29 protein-coding genes, 1 tRNA gene and 1 pseudogene are annotated in these 26,860 nt (G+C 51.7%); 25 read left to right on the top strand and 6 right to left on the bottom strand.

All coding sequences use genetic code 11. The features are described 5' to 3' along the window. The 9 genes from WCS52_02080 to WCS52_02040 form a co-directional block, all read left to right on the top strand. A partial coding sequence (locus WCS52_02080) for a hypothetical protein (protein MEI6165958.1) occupies nucleotides 1-328 on the top strand: 328 nt, incomplete at its 5' end. Between the two features lie 39 nt (nucleotides 329-367). After that, the gene (locus WCS52_02075; protein ID MEI6165957.1) at nucleotides 368-1,318 is read left to right on the top strand and encodes a hypothetical protein; all 951 of its coding nucleotides are present in this window, start codon (nucleotides 368-370) and stop codon (nucleotides 1,316-1,318) included. Then, nucleotides 1,315-2,049, top strand: a complete 735-nt coding sequence (locus tag WCS52_02070; GenBank protein ID MEI6165956.1) for a hypothetical protein — start codon at nucleotides 1,315-1,317, stop codon at nucleotides 2,047-2,049. Before WCS52_02075 ends, WCS52_02070 begins: the two co-directional genes overlap by 4 nt. Nucleotides 2,050-2,100: 51 nt before the next feature. Then, nucleotides 2,101-2,967 carry a DNA translocase FtsK gene (locus WCS52_02065; protein ID MEI6165955.1) on the top strand — a complete coding sequence of 289 codons (867 nt, stop codon included), beginning with the start codon at nucleotides 2,101-2,103 and terminating at the stop codon, nucleotides 2,965-2,967. Between the two features lie 33 nt (nucleotides 2,968-3,000). After that, nucleotides 3,001-3,519, top strand: coding sequence for a hypothetical protein (locus WCS52_02060; protein MEI6165954.1), 519 nt, complete (start codon nucleotides 3,001-3,003; stop codon nucleotides 3,517-3,519). A gap of 441 nt (nucleotides 3,520-3,960) precedes the next feature. Continuing rightward, a complete protein-coding gene (locus WCS52_02055; protein MEI6165953.1) occupies nucleotides 3,961-4,845 on the top strand; it encodes a helix-hairpin-helix domain-containing protein in 885 nt (294 codons plus the stop codon). Further along, complete coding sequence (locus tag WCS52_02050; protein ID MEI6165952.1) at nucleotides 4,845-6,002, top strand: AAA family ATPase; 1,158 nt, start codon at nucleotides 4,845-4,847, stop codon at nucleotides 6,000-6,002. The genes WCS52_02055 and WCS52_02050 overlap by 1 nt, the downstream gene beginning before the upstream one ends. After that, nucleotides 6,002-6,769, top strand: coding sequence for a hypothetical protein (locus tag WCS52_02045; protein ID MEI6165951.1), 768 nt, complete (start codon nucleotides 6,002-6,004; stop codon nucleotides 6,767-6,769). Before WCS52_02050 ends, WCS52_02045 begins: the two co-directional genes overlap by 1 nt. A 379-nt stretch (nucleotides 6,770-7,148) precedes the next feature. Then, nucleotides 7,149-9,575 carry a hypothetical protein gene (locus WCS52_02040; protein ID MEI6165950.1) on the top strand — a complete coding sequence of 809 codons (2,427 nt, stop codon included), beginning with the start codon at nucleotides 7,149-7,151 and terminating at the stop codon, nucleotides 9,573-9,575. 793 nt (nucleotides 9,576-10,368) lie between these two features. Here WCS52_02040 and WCS52_02035 read toward each other — a convergent pair. From WCS52_02035 to WCS52_02025, 3 genes and pseudogenes are all read right to left on the bottom strand, one after another. Beyond that, a complete protein-coding gene (locus tag WCS52_02035) occupies nucleotides 10,369-10,533 on the bottom strand; it encodes a hypothetical protein (protein ID MEI6165949.1) in 165 nt (54 codons plus the stop codon). A gap of 193 nt (nucleotides 10,534-10,726) precedes the next feature. After that, nucleotides 10,727-10,894 (bottom strand): annotated as a pseudogene (locus tag WCS52_02030) (DUF4942 domain-containing protein). 291 nt (nucleotides 10,895-11,185) lie between these two features. Then, entirely contained in the window at nucleotides 11,186-11,671 is a 486-nt protein-coding gene (locus WCS52_02025) for a J domain-containing protein (protein MEI6165948.1), read from the bottom strand. A gap of 758 nt (nucleotides 11,672-12,429) precedes the next feature. Between WCS52_02025 and WCS52_02020 the strand changes: the two genes are divergently transcribed. Further along, nucleotides 12,430-12,963 (top strand): hypothetical protein, encoded by a 534-nt coding sequence (locus tag WCS52_02020; protein ID MEI6165947.1) that lies wholly within the window; start codon nucleotides 12,430-12,432, stop codon nucleotides 12,961-12,963. A gap of 1,033 nt (nucleotides 12,964-13,996) precedes the next feature. Here the strand turns inward: WCS52_02020 and WCS52_02015 are convergent. Genes WCS52_02015 through WCS52_02005 form a run of 3 tightly spaced genes read right to left on the bottom strand, consistent with a single transcriptional unit; the run spans nucleotide 13,997 to nucleotide 15,095 of the window. Continuing rightward, entirely contained in the window at nucleotides 13,997-14,320 is a 324-nt protein-coding gene (locus WCS52_02015; protein MEI6165946.1) for a hypothetical protein, read from the bottom strand. Further along, a complete protein-coding gene (locus tag WCS52_02010) occupies nucleotides 14,320-14,547 on the bottom strand; it encodes a hypothetical protein (GenBank protein ID MEI6165945.1) in 228 nt (75 codons plus the stop codon). The genes WCS52_02015 and WCS52_02010 overlap by 1 nt, the downstream gene beginning before the upstream one ends. Continuing rightward, entirely contained in the window at nucleotides 14,544-15,095 is a 552-nt protein-coding gene (locus WCS52_02005; GenBank protein MEI6165944.1) for a hypothetical protein, read from the bottom strand. The genes WCS52_02010 and WCS52_02005 overlap by 4 nt, the downstream gene beginning before the upstream one ends. A 265-nt stretch (nucleotides 15,096-15,360) precedes the next feature. On the opposite strand from WCS52_02005, the gene WCS52_02000 reads away from it, so the two are divergent. The 15 genes from WCS52_02000 (at nucleotide 15,361) to WCS52_01930 (ending at nucleotide 26,826) form a co-directional block, all read left to right on the top strand. After that, the gene (locus WCS52_02000; protein ID MEI6165943.1) at nucleotides 15,361-15,552 is read left to right on the top strand and encodes a hypothetical protein; all 192 of its coding nucleotides are present in this window, start codon (nucleotides 15,361-15,363) and stop codon (nucleotides 15,550-15,552) included. A 175-nt stretch (nucleotides 15,553-15,727) separates the two neighbouring features. Continuing rightward, nucleotides 15,728-16,057, top strand: coding sequence for a hypothetical protein (locus WCS52_01995; protein MEI6165942.1), 330 nt, complete (start codon nucleotides 15,728-15,730; stop codon nucleotides 16,055-16,057). 127 nt (nucleotides 16,058-16,184) lie between these two features. Further along, nucleotides 16,185-16,259, top strand: a tRNA-Met gene (locus WCS52_01990). 25 nt (nucleotides 16,260-16,284) lie between these two features. Next, entirely contained in the window at nucleotides 16,285-16,758 is a 474-nt protein-coding gene (locus WCS52_01985; GenBank protein MEI6165941.1) for a ferritin-like domain-containing protein, read from the top strand. A gap of 4 nt (nucleotides 16,759-16,762) precedes the next feature. Next, nucleotides 16,763-18,343, top strand: a complete 1,581-nt coding sequence (locus WCS52_01980) for a hypothetical protein (protein ID MEI6165940.1) — start codon at nucleotides 16,763-16,765, stop codon at nucleotides 18,341-18,343. Between the two features lie 200 nt (nucleotides 18,344-18,543). Further along, nucleotides 18,544-20,649, top strand: coding sequence for a hypothetical protein (locus WCS52_01975; protein ID MEI6165939.1), 2,106 nt, complete (start codon nucleotides 18,544-18,546; stop codon nucleotides 20,647-20,649). 24 nt (nucleotides 20,650-20,673) lie between these two features. Further along, on the top strand, nucleotides 20,674-20,940 hold the full coding sequence (locus WCS52_01970; protein ID MEI6165938.1) for a hypothetical protein: 267 nt from the start codon (nucleotides 20,674-20,676) through the stop codon (nucleotides 20,938-20,940). A 10-nt stretch (nucleotides 20,941-20,950) separates the two neighbouring features. Next, complete coding sequence (locus WCS52_01965) at nucleotides 20,951-21,268, top strand: hypothetical protein (GenBank protein MEI6165937.1); 318 nt, start codon at nucleotides 20,951-20,953, stop codon at nucleotides 21,266-21,268. A gap of 50 nt (nucleotides 21,269-21,318) precedes the next feature. Next, a complete protein-coding gene (locus WCS52_01960; protein MEI6165936.1) occupies nucleotides 21,319-22,299 on the top strand; it encodes a hypothetical protein in 981 nt (326 codons plus the stop codon). Nucleotides 22,300-22,322: 23 nt separating this feature from the next. Beyond that, entirely contained in the window at nucleotides 22,323-23,264 is a 942-nt protein-coding gene (locus tag WCS52_01955; protein ID MEI6165935.1) for a hypothetical protein, read from the top strand. A gap of 81 nt (nucleotides 23,265-23,345) precedes the next feature. Further along, nucleotides 23,346-23,822 (top strand): hypothetical protein, encoded by a 477-nt coding sequence (locus WCS52_01950; protein ID MEI6165934.1) that lies wholly within the window; start codon nucleotides 23,346-23,348, stop codon nucleotides 23,820-23,822. Nucleotides 23,823-23,891: 69 nt separating this feature from the next. Next, nucleotides 23,892-24,554 carry a hypothetical protein gene (locus WCS52_01945; protein ID MEI6165933.1) on the top strand — a complete coding sequence of 221 codons (663 nt, stop codon included), beginning with the start codon at nucleotides 23,892-23,894 and terminating at the stop codon, nucleotides 24,552-24,554. Then, nucleotides 24,555-25,121 (top strand): hypothetical protein, encoded by a 567-nt coding sequence (locus tag WCS52_01940; GenBank protein ID MEI6165932.1) that lies wholly within the window; start codon nucleotides 24,555-24,557, stop codon nucleotides 25,119-25,121. Beyond that, nucleotides 25,118-25,450: a hypothetical protein gene (locus WCS52_01935; GenBank protein MEI6165931.1), complete on the top strand. Its 333-nt coding sequence runs from the start codon at nucleotides 25,118-25,120 to the stop codon at nucleotides 25,448-25,450. The genes WCS52_01940 and WCS52_01935 overlap by 4 nt, the downstream gene beginning before the upstream one ends. After that, nucleotides 25,450-26,826, top strand: a complete 1,377-nt coding sequence (locus tag WCS52_01930) for a hypothetical protein (GenBank protein MEI6165930.1) — start codon at nucleotides 25,450-25,452, stop codon at nucleotides 26,824-26,826. Before WCS52_01935 ends, WCS52_01930 begins: the two co-directional genes overlap by 1 nt. Nucleotides 26,827-26,860: the final 34 nt, after the last annotated feature.

Genomic DNA, 26,860 nt, shown 5'->3' with positions numbered 1-26,860 from the left:
TTACGGTGCCAGCATCGGTGACGGTGCCAGCATCGGTTACGGTGCCAGCATCGGTTACGGTGCCAGCATCGGTGACGGTGCCAGCATCGGTTACGGTGCCAGCATCGGTGACGGTGATAAGTACCTATATATCGGCCCTATTGGATCTCGCAATTCAGTTCTGACCATCGTCCTTAAGAAGGACGATGGTATGCAGGTACACACCGGCTGTTTTCATGGTCCGGTAGATACATTCCTGGACAAGGTTAAAAAGACTCATGGAGACAATGAGCACTCCATTGCATATCACGCCGCAATCAAATTTGCTCAAGAAATTCTTAAATTTTAACGATTTGAACCAGAAAAAAGGAAAAGGAGAAGTAAGAGTATGGCAAAAGAAACAGCAGTAACAGTACGGCGGGAGAACATGCCCGCTCCGGTCCAGACATTCGATGAAATCGAAAAGTTGGGCCTTATGTTTGAACGGTCGGGGATGTTCGGATGCAGTGCGCAGGGGCAAGGTGTCGTGTTGGCTATGACCTGCATGATGCAGCGGATTACGCCTCTGGAATTCATTCAGACGTATCACATCGTTGAAGGGCGCCCCACAATGCGGGCAGACGCGATGCTCGCGAAGCTAATCGAGGACGGCGGGGACTACAAAATCATTCAGCGCGACGCCGAGGGGGCGAGTGTGTGGATGAAGTGTGGAAGCCGGGAAGGAACCTTTACCTTCACCCATGAAGACGCCAAGGCCGAGCCGTTCTATTGGAAGAAGGACGGGAAAATGCCGAAGGACAACTACGCCACACCACGCAAGCGTATGCAGATGCTTTGGGCGCGTGTTACCAGTGATGGAGCAAGAACGGTTGACCCAGGAGCAGTCAAGGGCACGTATTCACCGGAGGAAGTACAGGACTTCACGGATGACGAGCGTGTAGGTCGGGCCAAGGTTGTGACACCGGAAGCACCTCCTATGACAGCCAAGCCCGCAACCACAGTGACCGTGAAACCCGAGGAAACGGTTAAGCCCGCTGCAACGATTGATGTGTCAGCGGAAGTTGTCAGTGAGCAGGCGGCGGAAGTCTTTGTAATGCCTTTTGGGAAATTCAAAGGCAAAGCGTTGACTGAACTTGGAGTGAAAACACTTCAAGCCATTGCCGACACCAAGACGCCCAGTGATGAGGCGATTACTACGGCCAAAAGCATTATTGCCGACGAGAAGGCCAGTGCGGACGACAAATCCCGTGCCGAAATGACGTTAAACATGGCTCGCTTGACTGAGGCCCACAAAGCCGAGGCTCAAAAGATCCTGAACGAAAGGACAAAAGCGCAATGACAACCGCAGTCCAAACAATCCCGAGCGCCGTTGTCATTACGCTTCCTGATTTCCAAAAGGAAATAGCAATCAATGCCGAATGGCTGGCGAAACGTAACAAGGCCATCGAGCAGGCAAAAGCAGTGACGGAAATCACTACTCAGGCACAGTACGATGAGGCCGCTGCGGCAATCGCTCTTGTGACGAAGCTGGATAGCAGCATCGAAAAAATGCGGCTTGATCTGACGCGGCCCTTTGAGAACGCCAAGAAGCTTATCAAGGGCAAGGTTGACGAGGCATGTGTTCCGCTCCAAGAGCAGAAAGAACGTCTGAAAAAGCTTGCTGGCGATTATTACGCGGCAGAACAGCGACGTATCCGGGTTGAGGCGGCGGAAAAGGAATTGCGCGAGCGTGAGGCAGCGGAAGAAGAAGCCGCACGGCAAGAGATGGAGCGTTCACAGGCGGCAGATTTAGGCTTGGATGCCCCGGCGCCGGTTGAAATTGTTGAAATGGCAACGCCGGTAGAGTCCGCACCACGGTCTGAAAACGCCAAGGTACAGATGCGTGTGTCTTTCGATTTAATCGCTGAGGCGCAAGTTCCAAGATCATTCCTAACTTTCGATCCGCGCAAGGCAAATGAATACATCCGGCAGAATAAAGATGACATTCAAAAGCGCGTCGAAGCCGGGGAAGAATCGGCAATTATTCCTGGCCTCAAGTTCACGGTTCGTCCCGATATTTCCGGGAGATAGTAGAGCAACCACCCCGGCACCGCAGCGGGTTATCTGCGCAAGACTTTAATCATGGAAATCGAATCTAAATTTCATATTGAGAAAATCGTCGATACGGATCATTCAACCGAATCGCTACGGTATGTTCACATCGCTGAAAATCTGGCGATTGCCTGCAATGGCCGAGTGTTGGCGTGCGTGCCTTGCGTGACGGTCAAGGGCGACCACCTGGGGCCGGTGACTGTCAACGCCATGGAGTATGCCCGCGAACATTCCTTTGCCGGAACGAGCACGCTACACCTGATTGACGGGAAAACAGTTGTGGCGATTGACTCGTGCCAAATTCCCCGGTCAATGGAATCAAGCGCCGTGGCGAAAGAGGAACAACTGGACATGCTCCACAAGAGCACGGATAGCATCAAGCCTCTTACGGAACTTACTTTGCAGTCAATTCCCAAGCAGGACTTTTCAGATGTTGTGCTGAAAATCAACCCGAGGATGTTGCTGACTTTGGCGAAGGCCTTGGGCTCTGAGGACTCCATCACTCTTCGGATGCAACCGAATGAAGACAATCGAGTTAGCCAAGGTATTCGCGCGGAAGCAAGCCCGGAAGCCTATGGCGTAATCATGCCGATCATCATCACAGACGGGAAGAAAGATGATGCCACGCAGGGATTAAAAGGTTTCTGCAAGAAGCACAATGTCACCGTCGAAATAACGGGGGCGGGCGGAAGTGTGAAAATCGGGAATCAGGCCAGCGAGGAACACATTGAGAAGGCAATCGAGATTATCAAGGAGACAAAGCGGGCCAGTGTTTCGGCCATTCAGCGCCATCTTCGTATTGGATACACGATGGCTTCGCAGATTATGGACGTTTTGGAACAGCGCGGAATTGTGGGTCCGGTAAACGGGTCCGATCCTCGCGAGATTTTGGTTTGAGCAAGTAAACAACAAGAAAACAGGAGATAGATCATGGCTAAGATAACAGAGGCGGATTTTGGTGGAAAAGAAGAACTCGAATTGCATGTCAAAATTGTCAGTCCGCATTTCGAGAGTGCTGAAAAGGATGGGGACAAGGCCCGGATGGCATTGGTGTTGCGCGGCGAAACGAAGTCGGGAATGTTCATTGACTGCTACCAGTATTTTACCCGCCAGATTATTGCCAGTGGACGCAATAAGGGAAAAACTATGTTCGAGGTCAGCGCCGAACAGTGTCATGCCCTGGGGATGCCCAAACCCTTCAATCCGAAAGACATTGCCATGCTGGATGGTGTGGAATGTGTCTATGTCGTCGGGCTTGAAGAGTACGAAGGTAAAACCCGCCCCCGTGTGAAGTTTATCAACTCTGGCCGTAAGCCTGCCCTGTCGCTGGATGATGCGGCAAGCATTTTTGCGGAATTGAGCGGGGAAGCCCCAATGACCGCCACCGCGAGAACTGCACCGGCGGCAGAAGTCGGAAGCGATCCAAGCGATGATGGATTGCCGTTTTAATCATGCCGCCTCTTCGCATAGTCATAGATACCAGGGAGCAAACGCCTTGGCATTTCCCTGAGGAGATTGCCACTGTGCGGAGGGGTAAACTTGATGCCGGTGATTACGCGCTCGACGGCGACACACGCCTTTCCATCGAGCGCAAGAGTTTGGATGACTTTCTAGGCACCATAAGCAGCGGGTGGGAACGGTTTGAGCGTGAGCTTGAACGCATGGCTAATCAAAGGCATGTCGCCCGGTGCATCGTGGTAGAGGGGTCAATCGCGGATATTGCCAATGGGAAGCACAACCATTCGAGACTGACGCTGGGATTTGTCATGAAGCGTATAGGCAGACTGACGCTCGAAGGCGTGAGTATCCTTTTTGCGGAAGATCACAACATCGCGGCAATAACAGCCTACGGGATACTGCGTGAGCGCAATAAAGATTTAGAGGAAATATATGGAGCGGATCAAAGTAACAGTGGAACAACTGGCACCGGGAAGGGTGTGGGCGTACAGAAAGCCCGACAGCAAATGGACAATCCTGAATGTCCTTCTGGAATCGGGGCAAAAATGCACCGCCAAAGGGATAGTGGAATTCGAGCCGAAGCACGGGGACCTGTTGGAACTGGAAGGGGATTGGAAGAAAAGCCAGTTTAACGGGAAGGATGAATTCTGTTTCAAGAGTGCAATGCTGCACGTTCCGAGCGACCCCAGGGCACTACTACATTACGCCTGCACACTCACTAAAGGCATAGGCCCCGTCAAAGAAACTGAGATTTGGGAGAGGTACGGCGCCAAGTGGGAAGATATTGAAACTCTGGATATACCAGGCATCAGCGAGGAAGTGGCGTGGAACTGGAACGAAACACGGCGGCGATTGAAAGAACACGCCGACCAGACACAGGCCATTACCCTTCTACTTTCCAAAGGATGCACGCTCAATATGTCAAACGCGGCATGGGCGCGGTGGGCACAAGACACCGTTGGGAAAGTTACGGAAAACTGTTACCTGCTGGCAGACCTTCCGCACTATGGATTTTCAGACGTTGATGAATCTATCCGGGTGGCGTTTGGCATTGGAGACAATGACCAACGAAGGGTAGAGGCCGCAGTTCTTTACATCATCGGGCAAATGACAGATGGCGGCGACACCATTGCTGACTGGGTTGAGGTGGCAACAAAGGTATGCCTTCTGGTTCCCGGCGCCAAGTATCAGATGGATGCGGCGGTAAAGGCTTTGATTGAGCGAGAGATGATTCAGGTATTGCAGGGGGACAAGCTTGCAATTGCCGGTGATGCGGTGGCCGAAGCGGCGTGCTGGGAAAGGTTCAGGGTGGCGTAATGCTTGACTCAGACAAAGACCAAGACGATGCCGTATCGGCTGCGCTCAAAGGGAGTGACCGGATCATTACCGGGGGCGCCGGGTCCGGCAAGACGACCCTCATCAAGCGCATAGCGGAAGCTCTTGAAGGAAACTGCGAGATCATGGCCCCCACGGGGAAGGCAGCGGCCAGACTCAAAGAGGCGACAGGCTTCCCCGCCTGCACGATCCACCGGGCGCTCTGCTATGACGGTAATTCTTTTCATCGTGGCGCAAGTCTCGGGGTGTGCATTATCGACGAAGCCAGCATGATTGATTCTTGGCTGATGCAAGCGGTTTTGAAGTTCAGCCCAAAACAGTTGATTCTCGTCGGAGATTCCGCCCAGTTACCGCCCGTTGGTAAAGGCCAGCCTTTCCACGACCTTATTAAACTCCGTCCCGACCTCGTGAGTACGTTGCGCACCTGTCACCGGGCAAAGGGGGCCGTTCACATGGCGGCGCTGGCGATCCGGGAAGGGCGAAACCCGGAGATGCGGCTTTCTTCCGGGGGTGAGACCTGGACCATCATCAATACCGGGGAGCCACGAGCCACCTTGACCACACTCCTTAAATGGATTGAGGGCGGGCGCTATGATGCCACTCAGGACATGATTCTTGCCCCACGTTATGGAAATGGTGACGACGGCAACGACTGCGACGGCGGTATTGACGCCATAAACAAAGCGGTGAAAGCCTTGGTGAATCCAAGTATCGACAGATTCAGCCCCGGCGACCGCGTAATCATCAACAAGAATTTCAGCAATGACGACCTGTGGAATGGTGATATTGGGACCATTGTTGACATTGACACCGCCGGGCTTCCTGAAATCGAAGTTGACCGCTTGAAAGGTGAGCGCAAATTACTGAACAAGGATCACGTCAAGGAAATGAAGCACGCCTATGCGCTTTCAGTACACAAGGCGCAGGGCAGCCAGGCGCGACGGGTATTCTTCATGTGTTTCTCACGTCATTTCTTCCAACTCACACGGCCTTTGATTTACACGGCGGTCACACGGTCCCGACAAGACGTGGTTGTCTGTGGTGAAGTGGCCGCATTTTTCAAGGGAATCAAACAGCAATCGCGGCGTATCACCGTCATGCAGATATTGGCGCAAGAAGGACAAGGGGGATTATTCTAATGCCCCCCTCAGCAGTTGCCAAACATCCTAACTGTTCCCTTTCAATAAAGTTCACGGAAGCTGACCATAGATACGTTGACACTGAGGGGACGGAATATACCAGTGTCACCACTGTTATCAAATCAGCTTTTCTCCCATTTAACGCGCCCGAAGCAGCGGCAAGAGTTGCCAAGAAAGAAGGAGGGACCGTTGCCGAAGTAATGGCAACGTGGGAAATGAAACGCATGGCTTCGTCTGATTTTGGCACCCGGTTCCACGCCAATATGGAGGCGACCATAAAAGGGAATCCACGTCCCCACGCCCCTAAAAATGAACGTGAGATCAAAACTTTTCAGGTTGGTGTAGACACCGCGAAAAAACTCATGACGAAGTTTGGAAGCAATCTTACGCCTGAAATGATTGTGTTCAGTCCATTCTATAGAATAGCCGGGGCGCTCGATCTTCTGGCAAGCAAAGGCTCTGATTATTTTATTTTCGACTGGAAAACAAATGAGGCCATAAAGCGTGAAGGTTTCCATGGGTGCGCCACTTATGGACTGCAACACCTGCCAGATTGCGATTTTACCAAGTACAGCCTTCAATTATCAGGATACGAACGCATATTGAGATGCGGCGGATACATCCCGGAGGGTGCCAGCGTCAAACGGATGTTGATTCACATCCCGCCCGGAGCGACCAAACCAGAATTTATTGAGATGCCTGACATGCGGCTCGAAGTCGCCGAGATACTTTTAGAGAAATTATTGAGCGAAAGGATGGGATTATGAGCAGAAAGAAACTTCCGAAAACCAGACGCGGCGAAACAACAAAAATTGAGGTTTACACCGAGACCGGGAAGAAGGATTAAAACGGCAAAGTGTTGCCCCTGGATATCTATATCACGGTGAATTTCTATGAGGGGACCCAAGACCCCGGAGAAGTGTTTGCCGAGATTGGCAATAGCGAAGTTCCATGGCTTGACCAATGGTGCCGTGCAATTTCTGTTCTTCTGCAAAGGGGAGAAACCCTTGAAAAGCTGGTTGAGTTCTTCGGATACACAAAATTCGAGCCGTGCGGTATGACCAATTACGCCACCATCCGAACCGCACACAGTCTCGTTGATTTAGTCGTTAGGTACATGGCAAACAAATATGGAAAGAAGGTATCGTGAAAATATTCGATTTCGAGGAAATTAAAGCGAAAGCTGACTGCCGTAACATTGCTGAAAACATGTTGGGAATGAAGTCCCGCAATAAAGGTTCAGAGTGGTGGAGCTTTAACAACCCTTGGCGCCCTGGTAGTGACTCGGGGGCCTTCTCCGTTAGTGACCGTGGCTACCGGGATCATGTGAGCGACGAATCAGGAAGCGCCCTTGACCTCGTGGCGAATGCCAAATACGGGGGCGACATCTTCCAAGCCCAAGAGGCGCTTGGGGAATACCTGCACCTTCAAACCACGATGGAATCAAAGCAGAAAAAGAAATTTGTCTGTGCCTATGACTATGTTGACGCATCCGGCAAAATGGTGCATCAGACTGTCCGCTTTGAACCCAAGAATTTTGCCCAGCGGCGCCCGGACCCGGCCACTCCCGGTGAATGGATATGGAGCCTCAAGGATATTGAGCCCGTGCTTTATCGTCTCCCTCAACTCATCGCATCCCCGTGGGTGTGCCTAGTTGGTGGTGAGAAGGATGCAGAGAATCTTGTCTCTATTGGTATTCCAGCCACGACTAACCCGATGGGGGAGGGTAACTGGCGGGACTCATACAATCAGCATTTCGCGGGGAAAGCGGTTATTATCCTGCCGGACCGGGATGATGTGGGCCGCAAACACGCGCAGGTTGTTGCCTATGCGATTAAAGGGCTCGCGAAGTCCATCAGAATTATTGAATTGCCTTTCCCGGATGGTGCCAATCCTCACAAAGATCCATCAGATTGGATTGTCTACCATCGTCTTGAAGGGCATAAGGATGCCGACATAGCCGCAAATCTGAAACGGATAATCAAAGAATGCCCCATACTGGATGCCGCTAATGTGGAGCAGCCGAACGCCACACAAAACGAAATTGTCTCAGCCAAAAAGGCTAATAAGGAACCGTTTAGAAATTATGATTGGGCCGATACAACCAATGACAAGGGCAAAGAAACCCGCATCAAGTCGCCCAGGCACATCAATGCCATGCGCGAGGATATCATGCGCCGGTTCTTCAATTTCCCTCGTCGAATCGGTGGAAGTCTTTTCGATCATGACCGGGAAACCAAGAAGATCAACATTTTCGACCGGCCCCCGGAGTTGATGGGGTGGATTCAGGAAAAGTCAAAGCACTGCATCGAGTGGGCGAAGGTCGAGGGTTCAGTCACGGAACCTGAATTTTTCGCAAGCCTACTTCGCAACGTCCGGGCCTACGAGGCTATCAGTGGCGTACCGAACTGGCCCAGCCGCCCGGATGACGTGTATTACACTCATGGGAGCCTACCGGAACCGACACCTGACGCCAAGGCGTTCAATGAGTTCTGTCAATTCTTCTCCCCGTCGTCGGAAGCTGATTGGCACCTACTCAGGGCCTTCATAGCCTCGCCGTTGTACTATAAGCCAAAGGTTGACCGCCCCTTGTGGGTTATCGACGCCACGAGCGGACAGGGCACTGGAAAAACGAAGCTGGTTGAGATGGTCACACTCCTTTATGGCGGTGATGATCCTGATTGCGGGGAACCGGCATGGATCGACGCGGGGCAATTGAATAACGAGACGACCCTTGACCGGAGCGTCAAGCGCCTGCTGTCATCCACTGGACGAAAGAAGCGCATCGCCCTTTTGGACAATGTGACGGGATATTTCAAGTCCCCGGCGCTGGCAACCCTTGTCACCCAGGGCTCAATTAGTGGGCTGGCGCCCTACGGACACGGTGAGGAGACCCGTCCCAATGACTTGACGTGGGTCATCACGTCAAACAGCGCCACGCTGGACCGGGATCTTTCAGACCGCAGCCAGATTGTCAAATTACAGCGCCCGGAGACTCCCCGGCCACGGTGGGCATTAGAGGTGACAGACTTCATCAAAAATAACCGGATGCAGATCATTGCCGACATTATCGGGATTCTCAACCGGGGGCCCCAATTTGAAGCCAAGCCTTGCACCCGGTTCCGGGAGTGGGAAATTGACGTTCTTTTCCCGATCATGGGAACCAAGGAAGCATGGGAATCTACCATGTCAGTCAATCAGGACCGCCAGCGGGCGGCTGATGGTGACATTGAGGACGCCGCCACTATCAAGGAGGTCTTGAGGCACAAGATATGCAACCTTGGTATCAACTTCGACGAGGAGGTTATTTGGCTTCAGAACGCCGTTTTGGCGGAGTGGATACCTTCAGCTATTCCGGGCTTTGGCGGCAAGTCCCAGCGGGGTTGCACGGCCCATCTCAAGAACATGGTGAAGGTCGGATTACTGCCCGAGCTTTCGGATAAATACGAGAGTTGGCCGATCCGTGGAGCGAGCAGAAGACGCGGCTTTATGGTGGGTTATAACCGGTACTATGAGGGGAAAATGGTCAAGATTATTGGTGCTGATGGAGAAGGGACGATAAAGGTTTTATGAATAATTCGATTAGATTTGTAAAAATATGCGTGTTCAGCGTGTGCAATTTATGGAAATGCACACGCATAAAAATCAAAAAAATATCGAATGTTATTAAATCTCAAAAAGATTTGATTAAGTTTCGATTTATTGGCCGTGTGCTGTGTGTGCTACACGCTTGTACATGCTGCACACGCTATTTCCCTTATTACCTTTATATAGGGCCTTTTTTTCCCACCCTTATTTTTTGCTCACGTAAAAGAAAGGAAATCAAGCGTGTTCATCTGTGTGCAAGTCATAAGTTATTGATTCTGCAAGTGTTTACAACTTTTCCGGCTTTGTGTGCGCTTTTTGTGTCGTTTTTGGCGACATTTTCGGACCTAACCCCAACCTTCGGAAAAAAGGAGGCGTTGCATGTGTAAAATCGTTTATGCCGTCGAGTCGAAGGTGAGAGGGTCAAAGCTGTGGTTCACCGTCGTGCTTGAAACAACGCCCCAGGCCGCCCGCTCTGAACTCCGAAGAATTCGGGAGGCAATGCGCTTGATGAAGAGCCCCGGCACGTTTCGCGTCGGAGAATACCGGAAGCAAAAGGGCAAATGGGCAAGGGTTGAACCTTCTCAGAATCGCGAAGAACAGGGTTCCTTGCCACATACGGCGCCAGAACTCCCCCGGCAACGGCTCACGGCAAGCGCGGAAGGATTATCGGGCCGTGTGGGGCATTCTGGACATGTTTCGCTGAAAAAAGGGGCCGGAAAATGAAAAACGCCCCGCCGTGTCTGGCTTGGGGCGTCGCTTGTCGCTCGTTTTCGAGGGCTCAGGTTTCGGCGGGATTTGGTTTCCGCTGGATCTTCGCCCGGTTCGCGGCCACGATCTCACGCTTTCGCTGGCGTTGCTCGTCAGTCAGTGTTTTGGGTACGCCTCGGGCCATTTTACCCAGGGCAACCGCCGCCGGGTTCTTGGTTGGTTCTTTTTTGCTCATCGGTTCAGTCTCCTTTTCGTTTGTTCAGAAAGTTTCAGCTATTGCCCAACACCCTATGCTCACCCAGGCAATGGACAGGAGTATAATCAACGCTTCAAACATGGCAAGCCTCCCTTGTCGCAACTGCGGCGCCGCCCGCCGCCTGCCATTCCTTCGCGGCCTGATTGCTGTGCTTCAGCGCCCCGCCCCCGGCGATGCGGTTCAATTCGTCGAGCAGGTCAAGCCGCTTAAATTCCAAGTGAGTTGTGCCTTTCAAAAATCCGCGCACCTTGAAATATTCCGTTTCGGCGTACACCGGGCAATCTCTCCGCCGTTCGCTTTCTTGCAACGCCGTCAAGAGCCCGCCGGGGGCGTCAAGCATTGTTATATCCGGGTCCCGCATCGCGTCGCCGTTCTGCTCGTAGTAGTGGGCAAAACTCAAAACAGGCAACGCCTTTTCACTGTTTCCAAACTTCACACTTCCAACGTGTTCAACGCAAAGCGGCATAAATGCGCCGCCGCTCTCGCCTATCCGCCAGGGGCAATCAGCCCCCGCCGCTTTCTGCTCTTCAACTTTTGCAATTGCCGCCCTGAAAATCTTCTCCGCCGTTTTCGATATTGCTTTCATGTTGTCTTACCTTTCGTTTCTGTTAAATTGCCTTGATGAATCCAATCAGCCACAAAGTGCGAATGACCCTTGAGCGTGTTTCTCTGAAAGCCTTGTCGCTCCGTATTTGGCTTTTATCTGGTCTAGGTTCCATGCTTTGTGCTTGCCGGGGGCGTCGCCTTCCTTGTGCCAGTACCAAGCCGCTTTTTTCGACGCCCACCGGAACGCGCAAGCCTTGAGCTGTTCGCGCCATTTGTAGGTGTCCCCGGTGATCCACACCCAGCGCCCGCAAAGCTCCACGATCAAACCTTCAAGCCGGATAATTTCGGCAACCTTCAAGGCGGTTTCCCGGTCAACGTTGATCCGCTCTTCCGTCTGTTCGTCGGTCATCGTGTGCCGGTAGCATTCGCGCAAGCTGACTTCATACTCTGCATTGATTGCCTGCATCGTGGCGAGGTCGCCGCCCACGTCCGGGTGATGCTGCTTGCAGAGTTCGCGCCATGCGTTCTTGATTTGTGCTTCCGTGTACAGCCCGTCAAAATAGATTCTCATGTTTTCAATCTCCCGTGAGTTGGTTTGCTCTCACTGGTCAATACTCTATCTAATAAGCGCTTATTAGTCAACTAATGACCGCTTATTAGTTAATTGATTAGCGCTTATTAGCCTGTAAACATTGGCCGGAACCGCTCAATAAAAAACTCAAGTATTTAATAACCGCTTATTAGTCACGCGCAAAAAACCGCTTGCAACCCCTCGCGCTCAATGCTAGAGGGTGAGCCATGAGCGGAAAACACGATGCAGCATATTGGAGAGCCTACCGGGCGCGCAAAAAGTCGGGTGTGATTTCAACGCCTGCAACGCCAACGCCACTAACGGCCCCAGCTACGCCCGCGCTGATTGCCTGCAACGCTTCGAGCCCGGCAAGCCCGGCCCTACATGCAACACTACCAACCCTGCCCGACCTGCCGCCCATCGACTCCGAAGCCGCCGCGCTCTGGCTTGATGATCCCAGCCCGGCGCCGCTTGCCGCCTCAAGCCCTTCCATCCCTGCCAGCCCTTCAAGCCTCGTACAGCCCGACCCGGCGCCGCTCTCACCACTCGCACCCGCGTGTACTTCATTGCAGCATGTTCAAGGCATTATACAACCTTCAAGCCCTTCATCTTCTTTACCCGACCAAGTAAAAAATCAGGGGGTAAAGGGGGAGCCAGAAGAAAACCGCAACGCCACACCGCTGCAACGCCTCGACGCCGGGAAAACGGATTCCGCCGCTAAAGCAGGTTCGGCAGTGTTCGCGCACGCACGAGGCCCGATGGTTGCCGGATCGCCGAAGTTTTACGACCTATTGCCGCTTGATGCGGTGCCCGGCGACGTGTTTGACCGGTGCTGCATTCGCCTTTCTCGTGGTGATAACTGGATTGATATTGCCAAAGATGAAGGGATAGGACACCGGGAACTGTGGCACAGGTGCGGCAAGTATGCCCACTTGAACCAGGAAGCGGCCCCACGCTGGCAGGCGGCGCAGCACGCGGAGACCTCGAACCACAAGCGGGACGCCTCAATCATCCACGCCAGGGCGCTACAGGCAGGCTTTGACGGTGTGAAACGGAAGAAGCGGACAAAGACCGATGCAGCCGGAAAGATCGAAACAGAGGAAACAGAGGAGCATTACAGCGACCCGGCCATGATCCGTATCGCCTTGGAGACGGCAGACCCTGCCACATACGGCAGGGGAGCAGGCCGTCAAGCCCCGGTTACGGTCAACACAACGAACGCCGCATTCTTTGGCGGCGCTGCCCCGGTCGGTTCCCTGGACGACTTCAAGCCCGCCGGACTCCCGGAATGACGAAAAGACCCACTACAGGTGGTATACTTTTTGAAATAAGTGGAGACGAAAGGGCGTAAAGTCGTAACACGTTGAAGCGAAACAAGTAGGGAATTGCGGCTAGTAGACCAAACCTATGTTATGCGACATTGACTCGGACACGCTCCACTTCTCGCCAACTACACCAGCCAGAACCGAAGGCCAAGCCGCCGCCCGCCGATCCAAGCCGCGCCGCCCGAGTACACCCCCCATGGACCCCGGCCACTGACCCCCTATGGCCTGGGTCCCATACATCACCCCTCTCCGCGAGAATGGCGTTGCAAAATTCGTTGTCCCAAAAAACTGGTGGGGTATGGCATCTGCTAAAAGCTGAAAAAATTATTTGCCCTGCTGAGTTGATTTGACGTTTGGAAAGACTAGTTTGCAGATGTCTTGCACAAGTTTTTCTTCTGCGTGAAATAACTCCTTTGGCTTACGCTTGTCCATGGACGAAAACGCGGAGAGTGCGCAGTGGAGAGATTCGTGTAGCATGAAGTCGTCAGGTTCATTCTCTCCGGGTTTCCAATGATGAAGGATTGCGAATTTGTGTTTCGAGTTTACGAGGACAGAACCATGCGAGTTGGGGCGGCGCGGGAATGAAAACTCCCAATCATTGAGAATTCTGAATAGACGTGTAGTTGCCTTGAAGCGGCGGGATGGTTTGCGATATTTCACTTTGATTTCCTTGGCCTGTGATGGCGCGTGCCGACAAACCAGATATCGCGCTTTGGGATTCTGTCGTAGATGCGATACTCAGTGGGTTTCCCTGAGCCGTCAGTCGAAAGTGTTTCCCACCCTTTCGGGACCATATTCGACCACATCATCCAGAGATCAAACTTACCCGGCTTGCGAGTCATCCCGGCCGATAGGCCCCACGCCATTGATGGAGACCGTGAGAAGCAGATGTATGGTGGGCGCCATGCTCCACACCTTGATAATTTTCCGGGGCACAGGCCGGAGTGTTTAATTGATTCCCGGCGTGAGATAGGGGACCAATGGAAAAGCAGGAATGGCTTCATGGCAACACCCTGGGCTTCATTGTGTCATGAAGGCATGACGGGCATTCTTTGCCATTTCGAGGCTGGCGTAGTGAGACAGTCCCGCAGTGTGAACACTGGTATTCCGTGTGCATCGGATACCGTGGTGACTCCGAAATCTTTTCCGCCGGGGGCGTCCATCCCATGTCGATGAGCGCCTTGCGGATACCGGCGTCGCGCGTGTTGCATACCCACGAAGTCAGTGTGCCAAAGTATTCCGGGACACCTTCAAGCCGCTGGGCAATGATGCCTGACTCGATGTTGTAGGAGGTGACGAGATTGAGGGAGTGTTGCGCTTCCATTATGGCACCTCCACGTAAACGGGTGTGCGGTTCCAGTCGCCAGCGCCGTCAATGTGGTCAAGAATGAAGGTGCGCACACGGATTTGTTCATGCAGGTTTCTGATATTGGTAATCGGTGTGTGTCGTAGCAATGGAAGCTTGTAGAGGTCTGGCGGAGTTTTGCAATTGTCGAAACCGATTTCCATCACCTGCTCACAGCCGCAAAGTGTTTTGAAAATGGCCTTCATGATTGGCCCCCCGGCTTCATGCTTCCGATATCCGTGAAAGGAACCAAATCGTCAGGACAGCGCCACACCATGACGCGCCCATCTTCCATGCGGATCTTTTTGGGCGCAATCATTTCGAGTCGGAAAATCTTTTCGAGTAATTCCTGTTTTTGTTTTGCCAGAGCAATGACGCATTGGGCTTCGGTGCCGCCTGCTTTGATGATGTGCCACACCATTGCATCGTTTGTTTCTAAAACTTCTCGCGGGACGGAAGGGGTCAATTGTTCGATGCTAACGTACCCGTTTTCAATCCCTGTCACCCGGAACCAAGGAGACGGTTTCCGCATTTCCTTGACCCATCTGAATATGCTGCCATTGAATCGTATTCCTTCGATTGTGAAAGTATCGGTCATGAAGACATAGTGCTGTGAGCGGATTCGCCAAATAATCCTGCTCGGGTGAAATGCCAAAAACAAAAAGGTTGCCCATCTCGGCGGTATTTGCCCCTCCTCGATTCCGGCAATTTTGAACAGGTGAAGAATTGCTCTTGTGCGTAGTGGTTTTTTCATAGTTGAAAAAATGTAAGACAAAACACTTGACGGTGCAATCCGAAAAGCATACTAAAGTGTGCTTTATGACAACGAAGAAAACCAAACCGGAAACGAGGCCCACGATGTCAACGAGCGGGAGAAAGCCCCGTAAGACCCTCACGTTTCAGCTTCCTGATGAACTGGACACATTTGTTCGGACTCAGGACGGGAAGCCAAGTGAAGTGATTCGTGGTGCATTGTGGGCGGCGAAAATGAGACAGCCGAAAATGAAAAAGGTGAAGCAATGAGCATTGAAGTGAAGATCGAGGGAAACAAGGTAATCATCACTGCCGATATCAGTAACCCCCCGGTGGTCAGTAAGACCGGCAAGAGTTGCCTGATTGTTTCGTCCGGCGGGATTAAGAACACGGATGCCATGTTTAATGGCAGGCCGGTGAGCATTGGTTTGAATGTAATGGTTCCGGTGAAAGGATAACCATGTTCACGATCACGATTACAGAAACCAAGTTGATGCCTACCGTGACAAGTTCAGGAGACATTACAAATGAAATCTACCGGCAATCCTTCGAGGCGCTCGACATTCCCAAAATCGTGGCAGTACTGAACAAGCGTAAGCGAGTTCGTAAGGAACGCCAAAAGGAGTTACCGATATGACGCTTGCATCCACTCACCGGCAGATTGAGCGCCGTAAGTTTGCGGAACTGCAACGTGAAAACAACGGTCTGACCATGCAGCTTAAACAGCGTGACTGTGTTCTGTTTGGAATCCTCAAGAAGCACGGTCCTCAGACTTTGACCACTGATGAACTCAATGCCTTTGTCGAAGGTTCAGCGATTGTATGCCGGGCTGACCAAATCGGACAGAGCGTTGAATTCTCTGCCGTTGATTCTGATGAGGTTATCGCCCAGGCGAATGAAGTTGCGCGTAACGATGTAGCCCCACAACCGGAGAATCAAGATGTCCAAAAAGAACAAGGTTAAGACCATGTGTGCCAAGCCAATGATGAAGACGGCAAAGAAGGCTGGCAAAAAATCGGCGCCCGTAATGACTCAGGAAAAGCGGGACGCGATGATGATTTCAAGACCGAAGATGACGATGTGAAATAATTGCGGGGTGGAGCAGTGGTAGCTCGTGAGCCTCATAACCTCAAGGTCGTTGGTTCGAGTCCAACCCCCGCAACCACTTTAACCAGAAAGGCACCTGTTCGATGAAAACGAATCCGAAGATTGTTGTGGCCCTGCAAGGGCTGTATTTCGATGAGCGCATGGCGGAGAACCAATACCTTTCGCATTACGCTGTGGTATTTAACTCGGGCCTTCCTGTTCTTGCCGCTCAGATGAAAGAACGCGCCGCCGATGAAGCCAAGCACGCGGAGAGATTGGCCGGGCGCCTTGCATTCTTTGGATTCCCGGCAAATGCCTATTCCGGGAAGATTGATGAAAAACTGGGTTCTGAAATGGGAATTGAGCCGATGCTTGACGCGGAACTCCCCAAGGAACTTGACGCGATTGCCAAGTACAATGCGGCTATTTCCCTGTGCGTTGAACTCAATGACAACGACACCCGCGATTTACTGGTTTCAAATCTGAAGGATGAGACGGATCACGTTCACGAGATCGAGACCGCCCAGGGATTGATTGAATTGATCGGGGTTGACAACTTCGCTCAGGCAATGATGTAGAACCATGGCCGCAATCCTCACGCCAGAATTCCGAGATGAGTATAGCGCGAACATTCGCGACTGGAAATGGCGTGTCTCGAATTTGTACCACATAAAATCCATGAAGGCGGGCGATGCGATTCCATTTCGCCCAAACCCTATCCAACGAAGGTTCATGGACGACATGTGGCGCCGCAATGTGGTTCTCAAGCCGCGCGGAATTGGAATGTCCACACTGATTGACGTGATAATTCTGGATGACTGCTATGTCATTCCTAATTTCTCCGCCGCCCTGTGCGCCCACACTGAGGATAAAGCACAGGAGATTTTTCGAGACCTGATTCTTTTCCCTCATGAACATTGCGAGTATCCGGTAAAGCGTGGGCTCAAAGAGGGCACCTACGGTTCAAAGTCAGAGATGCAGTTTGATAACGGGTCAACGGTGGCCGTGTATGTGACGATGGCCGGTGGATCTCACCAGGCAATTGTTTCAACTGAACTCGGGGTGTTGTCTGCTTTGAACCCGGAGGCCGCAAAGAATTTCAAGATGCAGGGTTTGCCCACCGCCCGTGATGACAATTCATTTGTGTTCATCGAGTCCACTGGTCAAGGGGGGCCGCAAGGCGTCTTCTATGACACCTGCATGGCTGCGCGGGAAGAGACAAATATGATTTTGTCCGGGCAGATCAAAGGAAGTAAGACAAGTTACAGGTTTCACTTTTACCCTTGGTTTGACGATCCACGGAAGTCCCGAAAGAGTGAGTACCCGATAACCAAAGAGGATGCCCAGTATTTCGAGAAGATCGAACGCGAGTGCAAAGTAAAACTCACCAACGAACAAAAATGGTGGTATTGCGAGACGGCCAATGGCCCCACCGGGCTTGCCAAGATTGGCGAGATGCACAGCCAGTACCCCTCGACGTTCGACGAGGCGTTTGAATGCTTCGTACAGGACGCCTACTTGACTGAGGCTTTGAACCGGGCGACGCAGGATGGGCGAGTAGGAACCTTCAAGTACAATCCCATGTACCCGGTTGACACATGGTGGGACTTGGGTCTTGACGGAACCTCTATATGGTTCAGCCAGACTATCGGGAACATGGTAAATTTCATCTGGTATTTTGAGGATTCCGGGAAGGAACTGCCTTACTATCTTGATTATCTTCAAGGCGGAATGGTGAAACTTCCCTGGAACAAGTCGCGATATCGTTTCCACACTGCCCCCCATGATGTTGTGCGCCGTGATTTTGCGACACTTCAAAATGTTTGGCAGGTTGCCAAGAACCGGGGTGTAGCATTTGAACGTGGGATTGAGCGACCGGCCCGGAAGCAGGACAGTATTCAGGCGGCAATGATGTTTTGCCATCGTTGTAATTTCGACAAGGAAAACTGCGCCCAAGGATTGCGGAGACTTGAAAACTATCGCCCACAATGGGACGCTAAACTTGACATGGCGAAGCCGAACCCCCGCCATGATAAAAACTCACACGGTGGCGATGCATTTCAAACCGCCGCCTTGTATCACGACATGATTCTTAAAAAGCACGGCGAACGGGCTCCGGTACGCGCAACGGAATTTGCCATGCCTCAAGATTATCCAAGGTGACGAAATGTGTTGACAATGATTAAAAAGTCTACATAGTAAAAAGCATACAAAAGTACGTGATTCGATTTTGACAATTTAATTTTGTCCGGCAACGTCAGGAGGTAATTGGCCTGGCGCACTTCGGAGAAAAGGGCGGGAATTCTGGTTCCAGAAAACTAGATTTCCCGCCTTTTTCTTTTGCTGGCAATCCGAAAGCAAATATGGAGCCGACAATCACAAGACCGACGGAGCCGCCAGTAGACCCCACCGCGCCGGGAAGTGCCGCTCCTTTGTGGGGAAAGACGGTTCAATTCCATCAGGCCGCTCAAGTTGTATCTGACGCTCAGAAGGCAAACGCTGATGCAACCGCAACGGAACTTTCTTCCGAGCCAGTACGGTCATCGCTTATCAACCATCTTGAGTTGCTTCGTAATCAGGCGATTATGTCGAAGCTGAATAACGGCGTTACCGACCGGCTATTAGATTGCCAGCGGAGACGGCGGAACCAGCACAGTGCTGAACGGGAAGCACAACTCAAAAAATATAATCTTCCTATCTACTTCCCGCCATTGACTCAGACAAAGTGCATTCACACCGAGGCGTGGTTGCGTGATTTAACCATGCCCTATGGCTCAAAAATATGGATGTGTGAGCCGTCTGAAAAGCCTGAGTTGCCGGAAGATGACGTTCAAAGTATTGAGGCCAGCGTCGTTAATGATGCTGTGATTCAGATTCGCGCCGGTAATGACCAAGGGCTTCAAGCAGCCGACCTGGCTAAGATTGTTGATGCCAACATTGATGCGAAGTCCCGTGCTGAAAAAGAGCTTTCCAAGAAGCGTGCCAAGCGCATGGAATCAGAGATATTCGACAACCTCCAAGACTGTAATTGGTCAAAGGTGTTCGAGGAATTCCGGTCAAATGTTGTGACTTACGGGACAGGATTCCTCAAGGGTCCATATACCAAAACGGTTAAAGTAGCCACATGGAAGGGTAAAAAGCGGGTTGTGATTGATAAGGTCATCCCGGTTTGTTCGGCGCCTTCACCTCATGATATTTACCCGTCTCCCTGGTCTAAAGATGTTCAGGACGGATATATGATAGAGCGGATTAAGACATACCGCCCGGCCCTTAATGCAGTTCGGAAGTTGGAGTATTACCAGCGAACTGAAATTGAAGAACTGCTGAAAGACCAGCCAGTTTCTCGGTCTCCATTGATGACTCAGAATGGAGATTACCAACGCGCACAGCACGAGGACAACGGGAACAATACAACCGATGATCGCATTGAGTGCTGGGAATTCCACGGGTCGCTTCCGGGCTTCATGCTGGATACGTGGGGAGTTAAAAACATCCTGCCTACCGAAGATTACGAGATGGTTGTTTTGTGGTCTGGTACTCACATTCTGAAGGTGATGCCAGCTTGGAACGAAACCGGAATTCGCGGGTATTTCAAAGCGGTATTCAAACCTGTTGTTGGATCTTTTTGGGGTATTGGTGTTCCAAACATGATGAGCGCCGCACAAGACCGGGCGTCGTCTGTTATGACCCAGTTGCTTCAAAACACTGCATGGGCCGGTGGCCCTGTTTTCTGGATGTACGCAAACAGGCTTGTTCGCCCGGAGGATGCCTTGAATATCCACGGCGGAAAGGTCATTCCATTTACCCAGGACGATATGGCCCCCACTACAGCGGCGCCTATGGGCTCGTTTGACGTGACTGACAAGACCAGTGAACTCAATGCCCTTTATCAAGGGTGCCTTACTGATGCTGACAACGAATCAGGGGTTCCGGCCTACATGTACGGCGCGAATCAACAAGGGTCCGCCGGGGCCGTTCGCACCTTCTCGGGCCTTTCCACGTTAATGAATGCCGCCGCTCGTGGCGTCAAAGATGCCTTGATGAACATGGATCAAGCTTTAGGTGATTTCATTTCAAACTGGGCCGATTGGCTGAACGAGTACAGCGAAAACGACGATATCAAGGGCGACGTGCGCGTCATTTCCACCGGTGCGACTGGGCTTTTCATTCAGGAAATGCAGATGGATCGAATGGCGCAAATGCTCGACCGGATCAAGGACCCGAATGTGATTCAGGCGCTTGGCGTGAATGGCGTTGCATTCATGGTTTCGCTGATTAAGGGCATGGCTCAAATGCTCAAACAGGATGTGAGTTATTTGCCGAGTGAAGAGGACATTCTAAATACGGCAAAACGTGCGGCCATGAACCCGGCTCCCTCTATGCAGGTCCCTGGACAGTTGCCTCCCGCGCAATCAACTCAAGAAGAAGTACCCGCTGACGCCCAAGGTGTGCAGACAGTGGCGGGTTAAATAATGCACACGGAGAAAATGAAAATGAAAAAGTTACTCGCAGTGTTGGCGTTAGTTTCCGTGTGTGGAATCGTGCGGGCTCAGGATTTTGGGAATGCCACCTTTGGCAAGTTGTCTGGAAATGAAATCCAGGCGAGCAAAATTACGATCAAAGGGGTTCAGCCGATGACCAATGCAACGGCCACTGTCGCCCTGACACTCCAAACTGTTGCTGTAACCAATGCCGCAGGAACCGTTTCCCAATGTGTCACCGGGGCTACGGGAGTCGTAACGATCACTGCCCAGCGGTAAGGAATCAACGATGCTCAATCTCAATGGAGCCGAACTCGAATCCTTCAAGGAATCCTTGAAGATGATGGTCCACACCGAACACGGCAGGGTTTTTCTCGCCGCCTTGGAGAAGGATCTAAAAACGCTCGACGCCAAGAACAGGGTTATTGGGCAAGAAAATCAAGTGGGAGCCGCGTTCTATTTGGCGCGTCTCTTTGAAAATGCGAGCAACGCCGGATATCAGCCAGCCTATCCCTACGTTGCGACAAGTACGCCAGCACCCATCAAAGAGGTGCCTAAGTCAAGGCTTGCAAGAGTTTTATCCGCCCTTGTTGACACGGAACGGTAATTGCCGCCCCGGTAGCGCAGTGAGTACGGAAAAGAAGAAAGAACAGAATAATGAATCAGTCAGATATGGACATACTGAATAAGGAAGCGGAAGAAGCAACGGCACTGGCACGGAAGGAAGAAAACCCTGACGCCCCGGCCCCCGTGATTCCTCCTGTTCCCGATCCAGTCCCGAACGCTGAATTGACCGAACTCAAAAATCAGTTGGATGCAGAGAAGGCGCGTGTCGCTGAACTCACCGCAAAACTGAATGAGGCAGACGGTCGGCGTGGCGGGGAACTCCGAATGTTACGCGAATCGGTGGAATCTATGAGGGTGCAGATGCAGACGTTATCTGAGGAGAACCGAAAGCTCTCCGAAGCTGCAAAAAACCCACCCCCGCCAGCCGCCCCTTCCGTGGATGATGAGGAGGATAAGGCGTTTGCTGAACACTTCCCAACCCGTGCAGCACGCGAAAAGGCGGAAGCCAAAAGGCGTGAAGCGGAATTGGAAAAGATTCGGCAAGAAGCATTGGAGGCCAAGAAAAAGGCTGAATTGCTCGAACGCCAGTCCATGCAGACAGCCACCCAGCGTTTTGCTGAGGAGGTCAAAGCCAAAGTCCCGACGTTCCTTGAAGTCATCAGAGACCCGGCGTTTAACGCTTGGGCCAATGCGACTCGCATTAAAGGAACGCCCATGACGTTCGGTGATTCATACGATCAAGCCGCCGCTAACCTGGACGTTAATCAGGCTATCGAGGTTCTTGAGGCTTACGCATCAAGCAAACAACCGATCACACCCCCCGCCGCTCCCGTTGTGGATACCACGAAACCGCCAAAGCCTTCAAAAGAGGCTCAATCGGTTCCGGCTTCCGCCGCTGGTGGTGGCGCCGAGACTGTCCCCGATCCAAGCAAGGACAAGTCGAAGCGTGCTGCTCGTATCAAGGAGCTTGAATACAAGGTCTTCGAGTCGAGGACCGCAACCGTGGCCGAACGCGCAGAAATTGAAAAACTGTGGCGTGAGGCTGAAGCCGACAATCCAACCGGCGGATAATCCGCCAGGAAGAAGAAGATATCATGATCGCAACAGCACAGGGCACCCCGAACTATAAAGCCGGGTATGCCATTATGGATGTGTTCTCGAAGGTGTGGAACAAGCGGTATTGGGAAACCGATCCGCTTCCACTGATTACGACCTCCAAGTATTTCAGTGAGTTGAAAAAGGGTGATAACGTCAAGGTGACGAATGAGCCCACCATCGTATTCCACGATGACTATGAGGATGGTCAGGATTTGGAAGAAGATCCTGTGGAGTTGGATGGTATCGACGTGACCATCGACAAGGGCGGGTATTTCAACGTTCCCCTGACGGATGTTCAGGCCGAATTGAGCCACCTGGCGCTTTCCGACCAGTTCATGGAGACCGCGTTGAAGGAAGCCATGAAGAAAATTAACACCAAGTTCTTCATCGCAATGAAGGATGCGGCCATCGCTGCCAATAAGGGCGTTGCCGCCGGTGCATTATTCAGTGGCTATAACCTCGGGACAGCCGATGCCCCCGCCGCTGTGAACTTTGGTGGAACGAACACCGCCACGGCGATTGTTCAGTACCTTACCCAGTTCACTGCTGTTCTTCGTGAGCAGTATGCGAACGAGGAAACCTTCATGGTTATTCCTCCCTGGATGGAGTGGGTATTGGTGAACAGTGAGATGAAGTCCACGATGGTCATGGGTGATGGTCCTTCCCGCCTTATCAACGGATACCGGGGCAAGATCAACAACATGAACGTAATCGTGAGCGGGTATCTCCCCGGAAACGGTTCGGCTGTTGGGACGCCTACGGCGATCCTTGGCGGGAATAAGGCGGCTATTGGGTTCACGCTCAAGAATATCCGCACGAACAAGTGGTACAACGGTAAGTTCAAAACCTTGCTCCAGGGTGAATACATCTGGGGTTGGAAGGCAGTGAAACCGCAGGCCATTGTCAACGGGTACGCCTATTTCAAGGCGGCTGCGTAAGTAAACCTCAATCACTGGCCTATCGGAAGTCAAACCGATAGGCCAGTGGTTCAACATATCTCTGAATTGAAAGAAGATCCCATGAAAATGAAAAAGATTATCTCTCTCGCTATTATCGCGGCAATCATCGCGTTTGCCGTCCCCGCGTTTGCGGTCAACACCGTGACAAATTACACGGGTAGTCGAACAGTTTTTTCCTCACATGATCTCGGGAAGATCTATGTTGTTGAAAATACCGTTTCGTTTGGTGCTGGCGCCGGGTCCGGGGACATCTACAAATGCATTGGAGTACCGAAAGGTGCGGCTGTTTTGGCTGTAAGTGCGGAAGTGCTTACTGCTTCGAGCAATCCGACTGCTGCATTTGGAATTGGTGATTCAGGCAGTATCACACAGTACGTTGGGTCAACGGCGGCAACCAATGTTGCTATTACCGCTGCGGCCTACACGACTCAGAAGCAGTACACATCTGCCGCTGATGATATTCGCCTTACCACGACCGCCGTTTGCACGGGTGGTACGGTCCGGGTTCGTGCAGTAATTGCAGACCTCTCGAAGTAAGCACGAATTGTGTTGGTGCGGGCGCTTCGAAAGGGGCGCCCGCTTTACCGTATTCTGTGAGGAGGCCCTATGAAAGCCGTCAGACTCGATCAGCTTATCCCATCCGTAACAGACAAATTGCCTGCTACGCCACTCAAAGGGCAAGTCATCCGTGCCATCCGCGAAGCTGCGCAACGCTTTTGTTTTGAAACAGAGGTATGGAAGCAACCTCTTGCGGCTATTGACATTGTAGCGAATCAGTTGACTTACACTCTGGCCGCCGAATGGCAAGCTGAAATCCGACGCATTCACTCCGTTTTCATCAAGACCGATGCCGATGTTGCCGCCGGGCGCCTCGGTAAAGAGCGGGATTGCTCAGGCGACACCTTTACCCCGGCAACCTCTGAATATCGCTTTAAGTCTTCCCCTTCCTCGATTGCTGTAACTGATGGCCTGGTAATAACCGTGGTGCAGGTCCCGAATTTACAAACCGACGAGATGCCCGAATGGATTACCGGACTCTACGGAAATGCTTTTGTTTATGGTGCGATAGCTGATTTATGCACTCATAAGGGTGCTGGGCCGATGTATGATGCAGACACCGCGAAACTCTACAATCAGAAGTACGAGAAGATCAAGAATGCAGCGGCGTCAGAGGTTTTTCGCTCACACATGAACGCCTCACCGTCCATCAATCCGCTTTACAATCTTTCCGGTGCATTCTCAGGCACGGGTTACAGGGTGGGAGGATAAATGAGCATCGGTAGCGCAAGTATTACAATCAAGGTCAACCGGGAAAAAATGGAGTTAGTCATATCTGGCACAGTGCATCACCGCAATGCTGTCGCTGTAACTATGACGGGATTTGCTCCAACGATACCAGATAATCTGACTTTGCTGGTTTTGCGTGGAGATGCCAGGGTGTGCAACCCGCCAGTCTTCACCGGGTCTCCTACTGCCGAAACATCGCTCAATACGGATACTGACAAGATGATGGAGGCCTTCAGTGGCATCCCTGATGGGGTAGTGCGTGAATTTACTGTCAGGTTGTGGGACGCCGGATCTGCTGAGTTCTTGGGTATTGGCGTATTACGAATCATTGGGACTTCCCGGACATATTCAGGTGACACGGGCACTGTCCCTGTGATTCCAGTTCCTGGGCCTGAGTGGAATGCCTTGCTTGGTGATCGTCGTGTAATTGACGGGGTATGGAGCATTTTCAATCGAGATGACGGTAGGTGGTATCCCGAAACCATGAAGGGCGTCGGTGATGACCGCCATATTGACATTGGTTCCGAAAATGAAGGGGTAACAATATGAGTTTCACCGTGCAGGACGTAATCAATGAGGCCGGTACATTAGCGGCTGGATTGGCAATCACTGCCCCAAATGGATTGGCCTGGACTATAGACGCCGTTTCTCAACTGATGAGCCAGAGAACCGATTGTATGTACGATGATGACGGTGTGGCAATGGAAGTGCCCGCGTTGACAACATCCGGCGACACTATCCCGCTGGATAATAGGTTCCAGACGAATCTTGCCCGTTATGTTGCATCCAAACAATTCTTTACTGATGCGGAAAGTGCCAAGCATCGTGAGCAGGCTATTCAAATGCTTAAACTTTCAGGAATCGGCGGGAGGGTCTAATGGCAGATTCATCTAATTTGTTGCCATGGGCAAAGGCATCTCGTTCTAATGTTCGGCAGAACGAACAGAGCAATGACGAGTCGATTACTCTTCAATGGCAAAACGTTGTTGATAAAGACCGCGCTGCTGTCGTAGCGGAGTTGTACGCCATTGGCAGTGTAACCGATCTAATTATTGACAACGGCAGGGTGACATATCCCGGTGTGTGGCGTAATGCCGGGTGCGGGTGGGATGGTCGGACCGAAAATTATTACATGGAGCTCCGGAAGGGGTGGGCTACTACAACCCCGGAAGCAATGTCCGTCTATGTAAATGTGATTCGTAACAACCAATCCGGCAAGTTGACTCTTATCCGTAAGTGGCAGTTTATCGACCCTTCCGTGGCTGAAAAGCTGATGAAATCTCAGAATGCCAATCCAAAGGTGCTGTCAAACGTTGTGACTGACCCTATGGCTGATGGCAAGGTATATGAGGGAGAGTGGCTTGCCGTGACCACAGAGGGGCCGAAGTCGGTGCAAGACGGGTGTACTATCATCCAAACACTTATCAAGGCCGGTGACGCCAATCTGACCGTTATACTGGGCACAAATAAGACGACTTCCTCTCGCGAGTGCTACAAGTGGCAGACAACGGCAGAAGATCTTGAAGCGTTCCGAACGCACACCGGAGTTTATGCCGAAGAATTTGACTACAAGTGGGGAACCAATGAGGTAGGGATTCAAAAGGATTGGCAACCTTCTCAGAATGGTGACGACAAATCTCTGAATTTAGTTGCTAAGTACATAGTGAAGGAATTCTGGCAGTATCCTGCTGGAAATGACTTCGTGATTGTGAAGGATTTTGGCGGAATCTTTAAGGAAAGTGTTCAGAAGTTTAAGAACAAATCCACGATTCCGGTAGCTCAGGCGCCCGAGAATGGGGCGCAATTGGTTAAAGCCCTCGAAAATGACTTGGGGCAATTCGATGGCGAAATAATCAATAGGGTCATCAGTGGCGCGGCTATTGCTGGTTTTGTTACGGTTTCATCTTCCATCTACGAGTGGGACTTAGATAAAAGTGATGTGAAGCTGCCTATTTGGACTTCATCGACTAACAGTGATATTCCTCAGAAAATTACGGGTTATAATGTATTTCAATTCCGTCTCTATACCAAGAGAACTGTAGACGTTTCAATTACCCGCTCATATTCGGCAACTCATCCAGGCATTGTTGATGCCGCAACTTCGACAGCGGGAAGTAAGGGCGCCGGAACATCAGTGATAAAGCATGTGCTTGAAATATCTGAAGGGCTTTACGCCATTGAGACGAAGACAATAACCACTGGCGAATGGGTGGTAAGTGATTCTGATATTATCCCGCTCTACTCCACTCCATGAACAATTCACCGATAGCCGACAATTATGCTGGCTC

This window comes from bacterium, assembly GCA_037128595.1.
GTDB lineage: Bacteria > Verrucomicrobiota > Kiritimatiellia > CAIKKV01 > CAITUY01 > JAABPW01.
The sequence above is the reverse complement of the archived record's forward strand: the minus strand, read 5'-3'. Positions and strand labels throughout refer to the sequence as shown.

What these genes read in the sequence shown, in the direction of transcription:
- WCS52_02075 (MEI6165957.1), top strand. Translation starts at nt 368, where the DNA reads ATGGCAAAAGAAACAGCAGTAACAGTACGGCGGGAGAACATGCCCGCT.
- WCS52_02070 (MEI6165956.1), top strand. Translation starts at nt 1,315, where the DNA reads ATGACAACCGCAGTCCAAACAATCCCGAGCGCCGTTGTCATTACGCTT.
- WCS52_02065 (MEI6165955.1), top strand. Translation starts at nt 2,101, where the DNA reads ATGGAAATCGAATCTAAATTTCATATTGAGAAAATCGTCGATACGGAT.
- WCS52_02060 (MEI6165954.1), top strand. Translation starts at nt 3,001, where the DNA reads ATGGCTAAGATAACAGAGGCGGATTTTGGTGGAAAAGAAGAACTCGAA.
- WCS52_02055 (MEI6165953.1), top strand. Translation starts at nt 3,961, where the DNA reads ATGGAGCGGATCAAAGTAACAGTGGAACAACTGGCACCGGGAAGGGTG.
- WCS52_02050 (MEI6165952.1), top strand. Translation starts at nt 4,845, where the DNA reads ATGCTTGACTCAGACAAAGACCAAGACGATGCCGTATCGGCTGCGCTC.
- WCS52_02045 (MEI6165951.1), top strand. Translation starts at nt 6,002, where the DNA reads ATGCCCCCCTCAGCAGTTGCCAAACATCCTAACTGTTCCCTTTCAATA.
- WCS52_02035 (MEI6165949.1), bottom strand. Translation starts at nt 10,533, where the DNA reads ATGAGCAAAAAAGAACCAACCAAGAACCCGGCGGCGGTTGCCCTGGGT.
- WCS52_02025 (MEI6165948.1), bottom strand. Translation starts at nt 11,671, where the DNA reads ATGAGAATCTATTTTGACGGGCTGTACACGGAAGCACAAATCAAGAAC.
- WCS52_02020 (MEI6165947.1), top strand. Translation starts at nt 12,430, where the DNA reads ATGGTTGCCGGATCGCCGAAGTTTTACGACCTATTGCCGCTTGATGCG.
- WCS52_02015 (MEI6165946.1), bottom strand. Translation starts at nt 14,320, where the DNA reads ATGGAAGCGCAACACTCCCTCAATCTCGTCACCTCCTACAACATCGAG.
- WCS52_02010 (MEI6165945.1), bottom strand. Translation starts at nt 14,547, where the DNA reads ATGAAGGCCATTTTCAAAACACTTTGCGGCTGTGAGCAGGTGATGGAA.
- WCS52_02005 (MEI6165944.1), bottom strand. Translation starts at nt 15,095, where the DNA reads ATGAAAAAACCACTACGCACAAGAGCAATTCTTCACCTGTTCAAAATT.
- WCS52_02000 (MEI6165943.1), top strand. Translation starts at nt 15,361, where the DNA reads ATGAGCATTGAAGTGAAGATCGAGGGAAACAAGGTAATCATCACTGCC.
- WCS52_01995 (MEI6165942.1), top strand. Translation starts at nt 15,728, where the DNA reads ATGACGCTTGCATCCACTCACCGGCAGATTGAGCGCCGTAAGTTTGCG.
- WCS52_01985 (MEI6165941.1), top strand. Translation starts at nt 16,285, where the DNA reads ATGAAAACGAATCCGAAGATTGTTGTGGCCCTGCAAGGGCTGTATTTC.
- WCS52_01980 (MEI6165940.1), top strand. Translation starts at nt 16,763, where the DNA reads ATGGCCGCAATCCTCACGCCAGAATTCCGAGATGAGTATAGCGCGAAC.
- WCS52_01975 (MEI6165939.1), top strand. Translation starts at nt 18,544, where the DNA reads ATGGAGCCGACAATCACAAGACCGACGGAGCCGCCAGTAGACCCCACC.
- WCS52_01970 (MEI6165938.1), top strand. Translation starts at nt 20,674, where the DNA reads ATGAAAAAGTTACTCGCAGTGTTGGCGTTAGTTTCCGTGTGTGGAATC.
- WCS52_01965 (MEI6165937.1), top strand. Translation starts at nt 20,951, where the DNA reads ATGCTCAATCTCAATGGAGCCGAACTCGAATCCTTCAAGGAATCCTTG.
- WCS52_01960 (MEI6165936.1), top strand. Translation starts at nt 21,319, where the DNA reads ATGAATCAGTCAGATATGGACATACTGAATAAGGAAGCGGAAGAAGCA.
- WCS52_01955 (MEI6165935.1), top strand. Translation starts at nt 22,323, where the DNA reads ATGATCGCAACAGCACAGGGCACCCCGAACTATAAAGCCGGGTATGCC.
- WCS52_01950 (MEI6165934.1), top strand. Translation starts at nt 23,346, where the DNA reads ATGAAAATGAAAAAGATTATCTCTCTCGCTATTATCGCGGCAATCATC.
- WCS52_01945 (MEI6165933.1), top strand. Translation starts at nt 23,892, where the DNA reads ATGAAAGCCGTCAGACTCGATCAGCTTATCCCATCCGTAACAGACAAA.
- WCS52_01940 (MEI6165932.1), top strand. Translation starts at nt 24,555, where the DNA reads ATGAGCATCGGTAGCGCAAGTATTACAATCAAGGTCAACCGGGAAAAA.
- WCS52_01935 (MEI6165931.1), top strand. Translation starts at nt 25,118, where the DNA reads ATGAGTTTCACCGTGCAGGACGTAATCAATGAGGCCGGTACATTAGCG.
- WCS52_01930 (MEI6165930.1), top strand. Translation starts at nt 25,450, where the DNA reads ATGGCAGATTCATCTAATTTGTTGCCATGGGCAAAGGCATCTCGTTCT.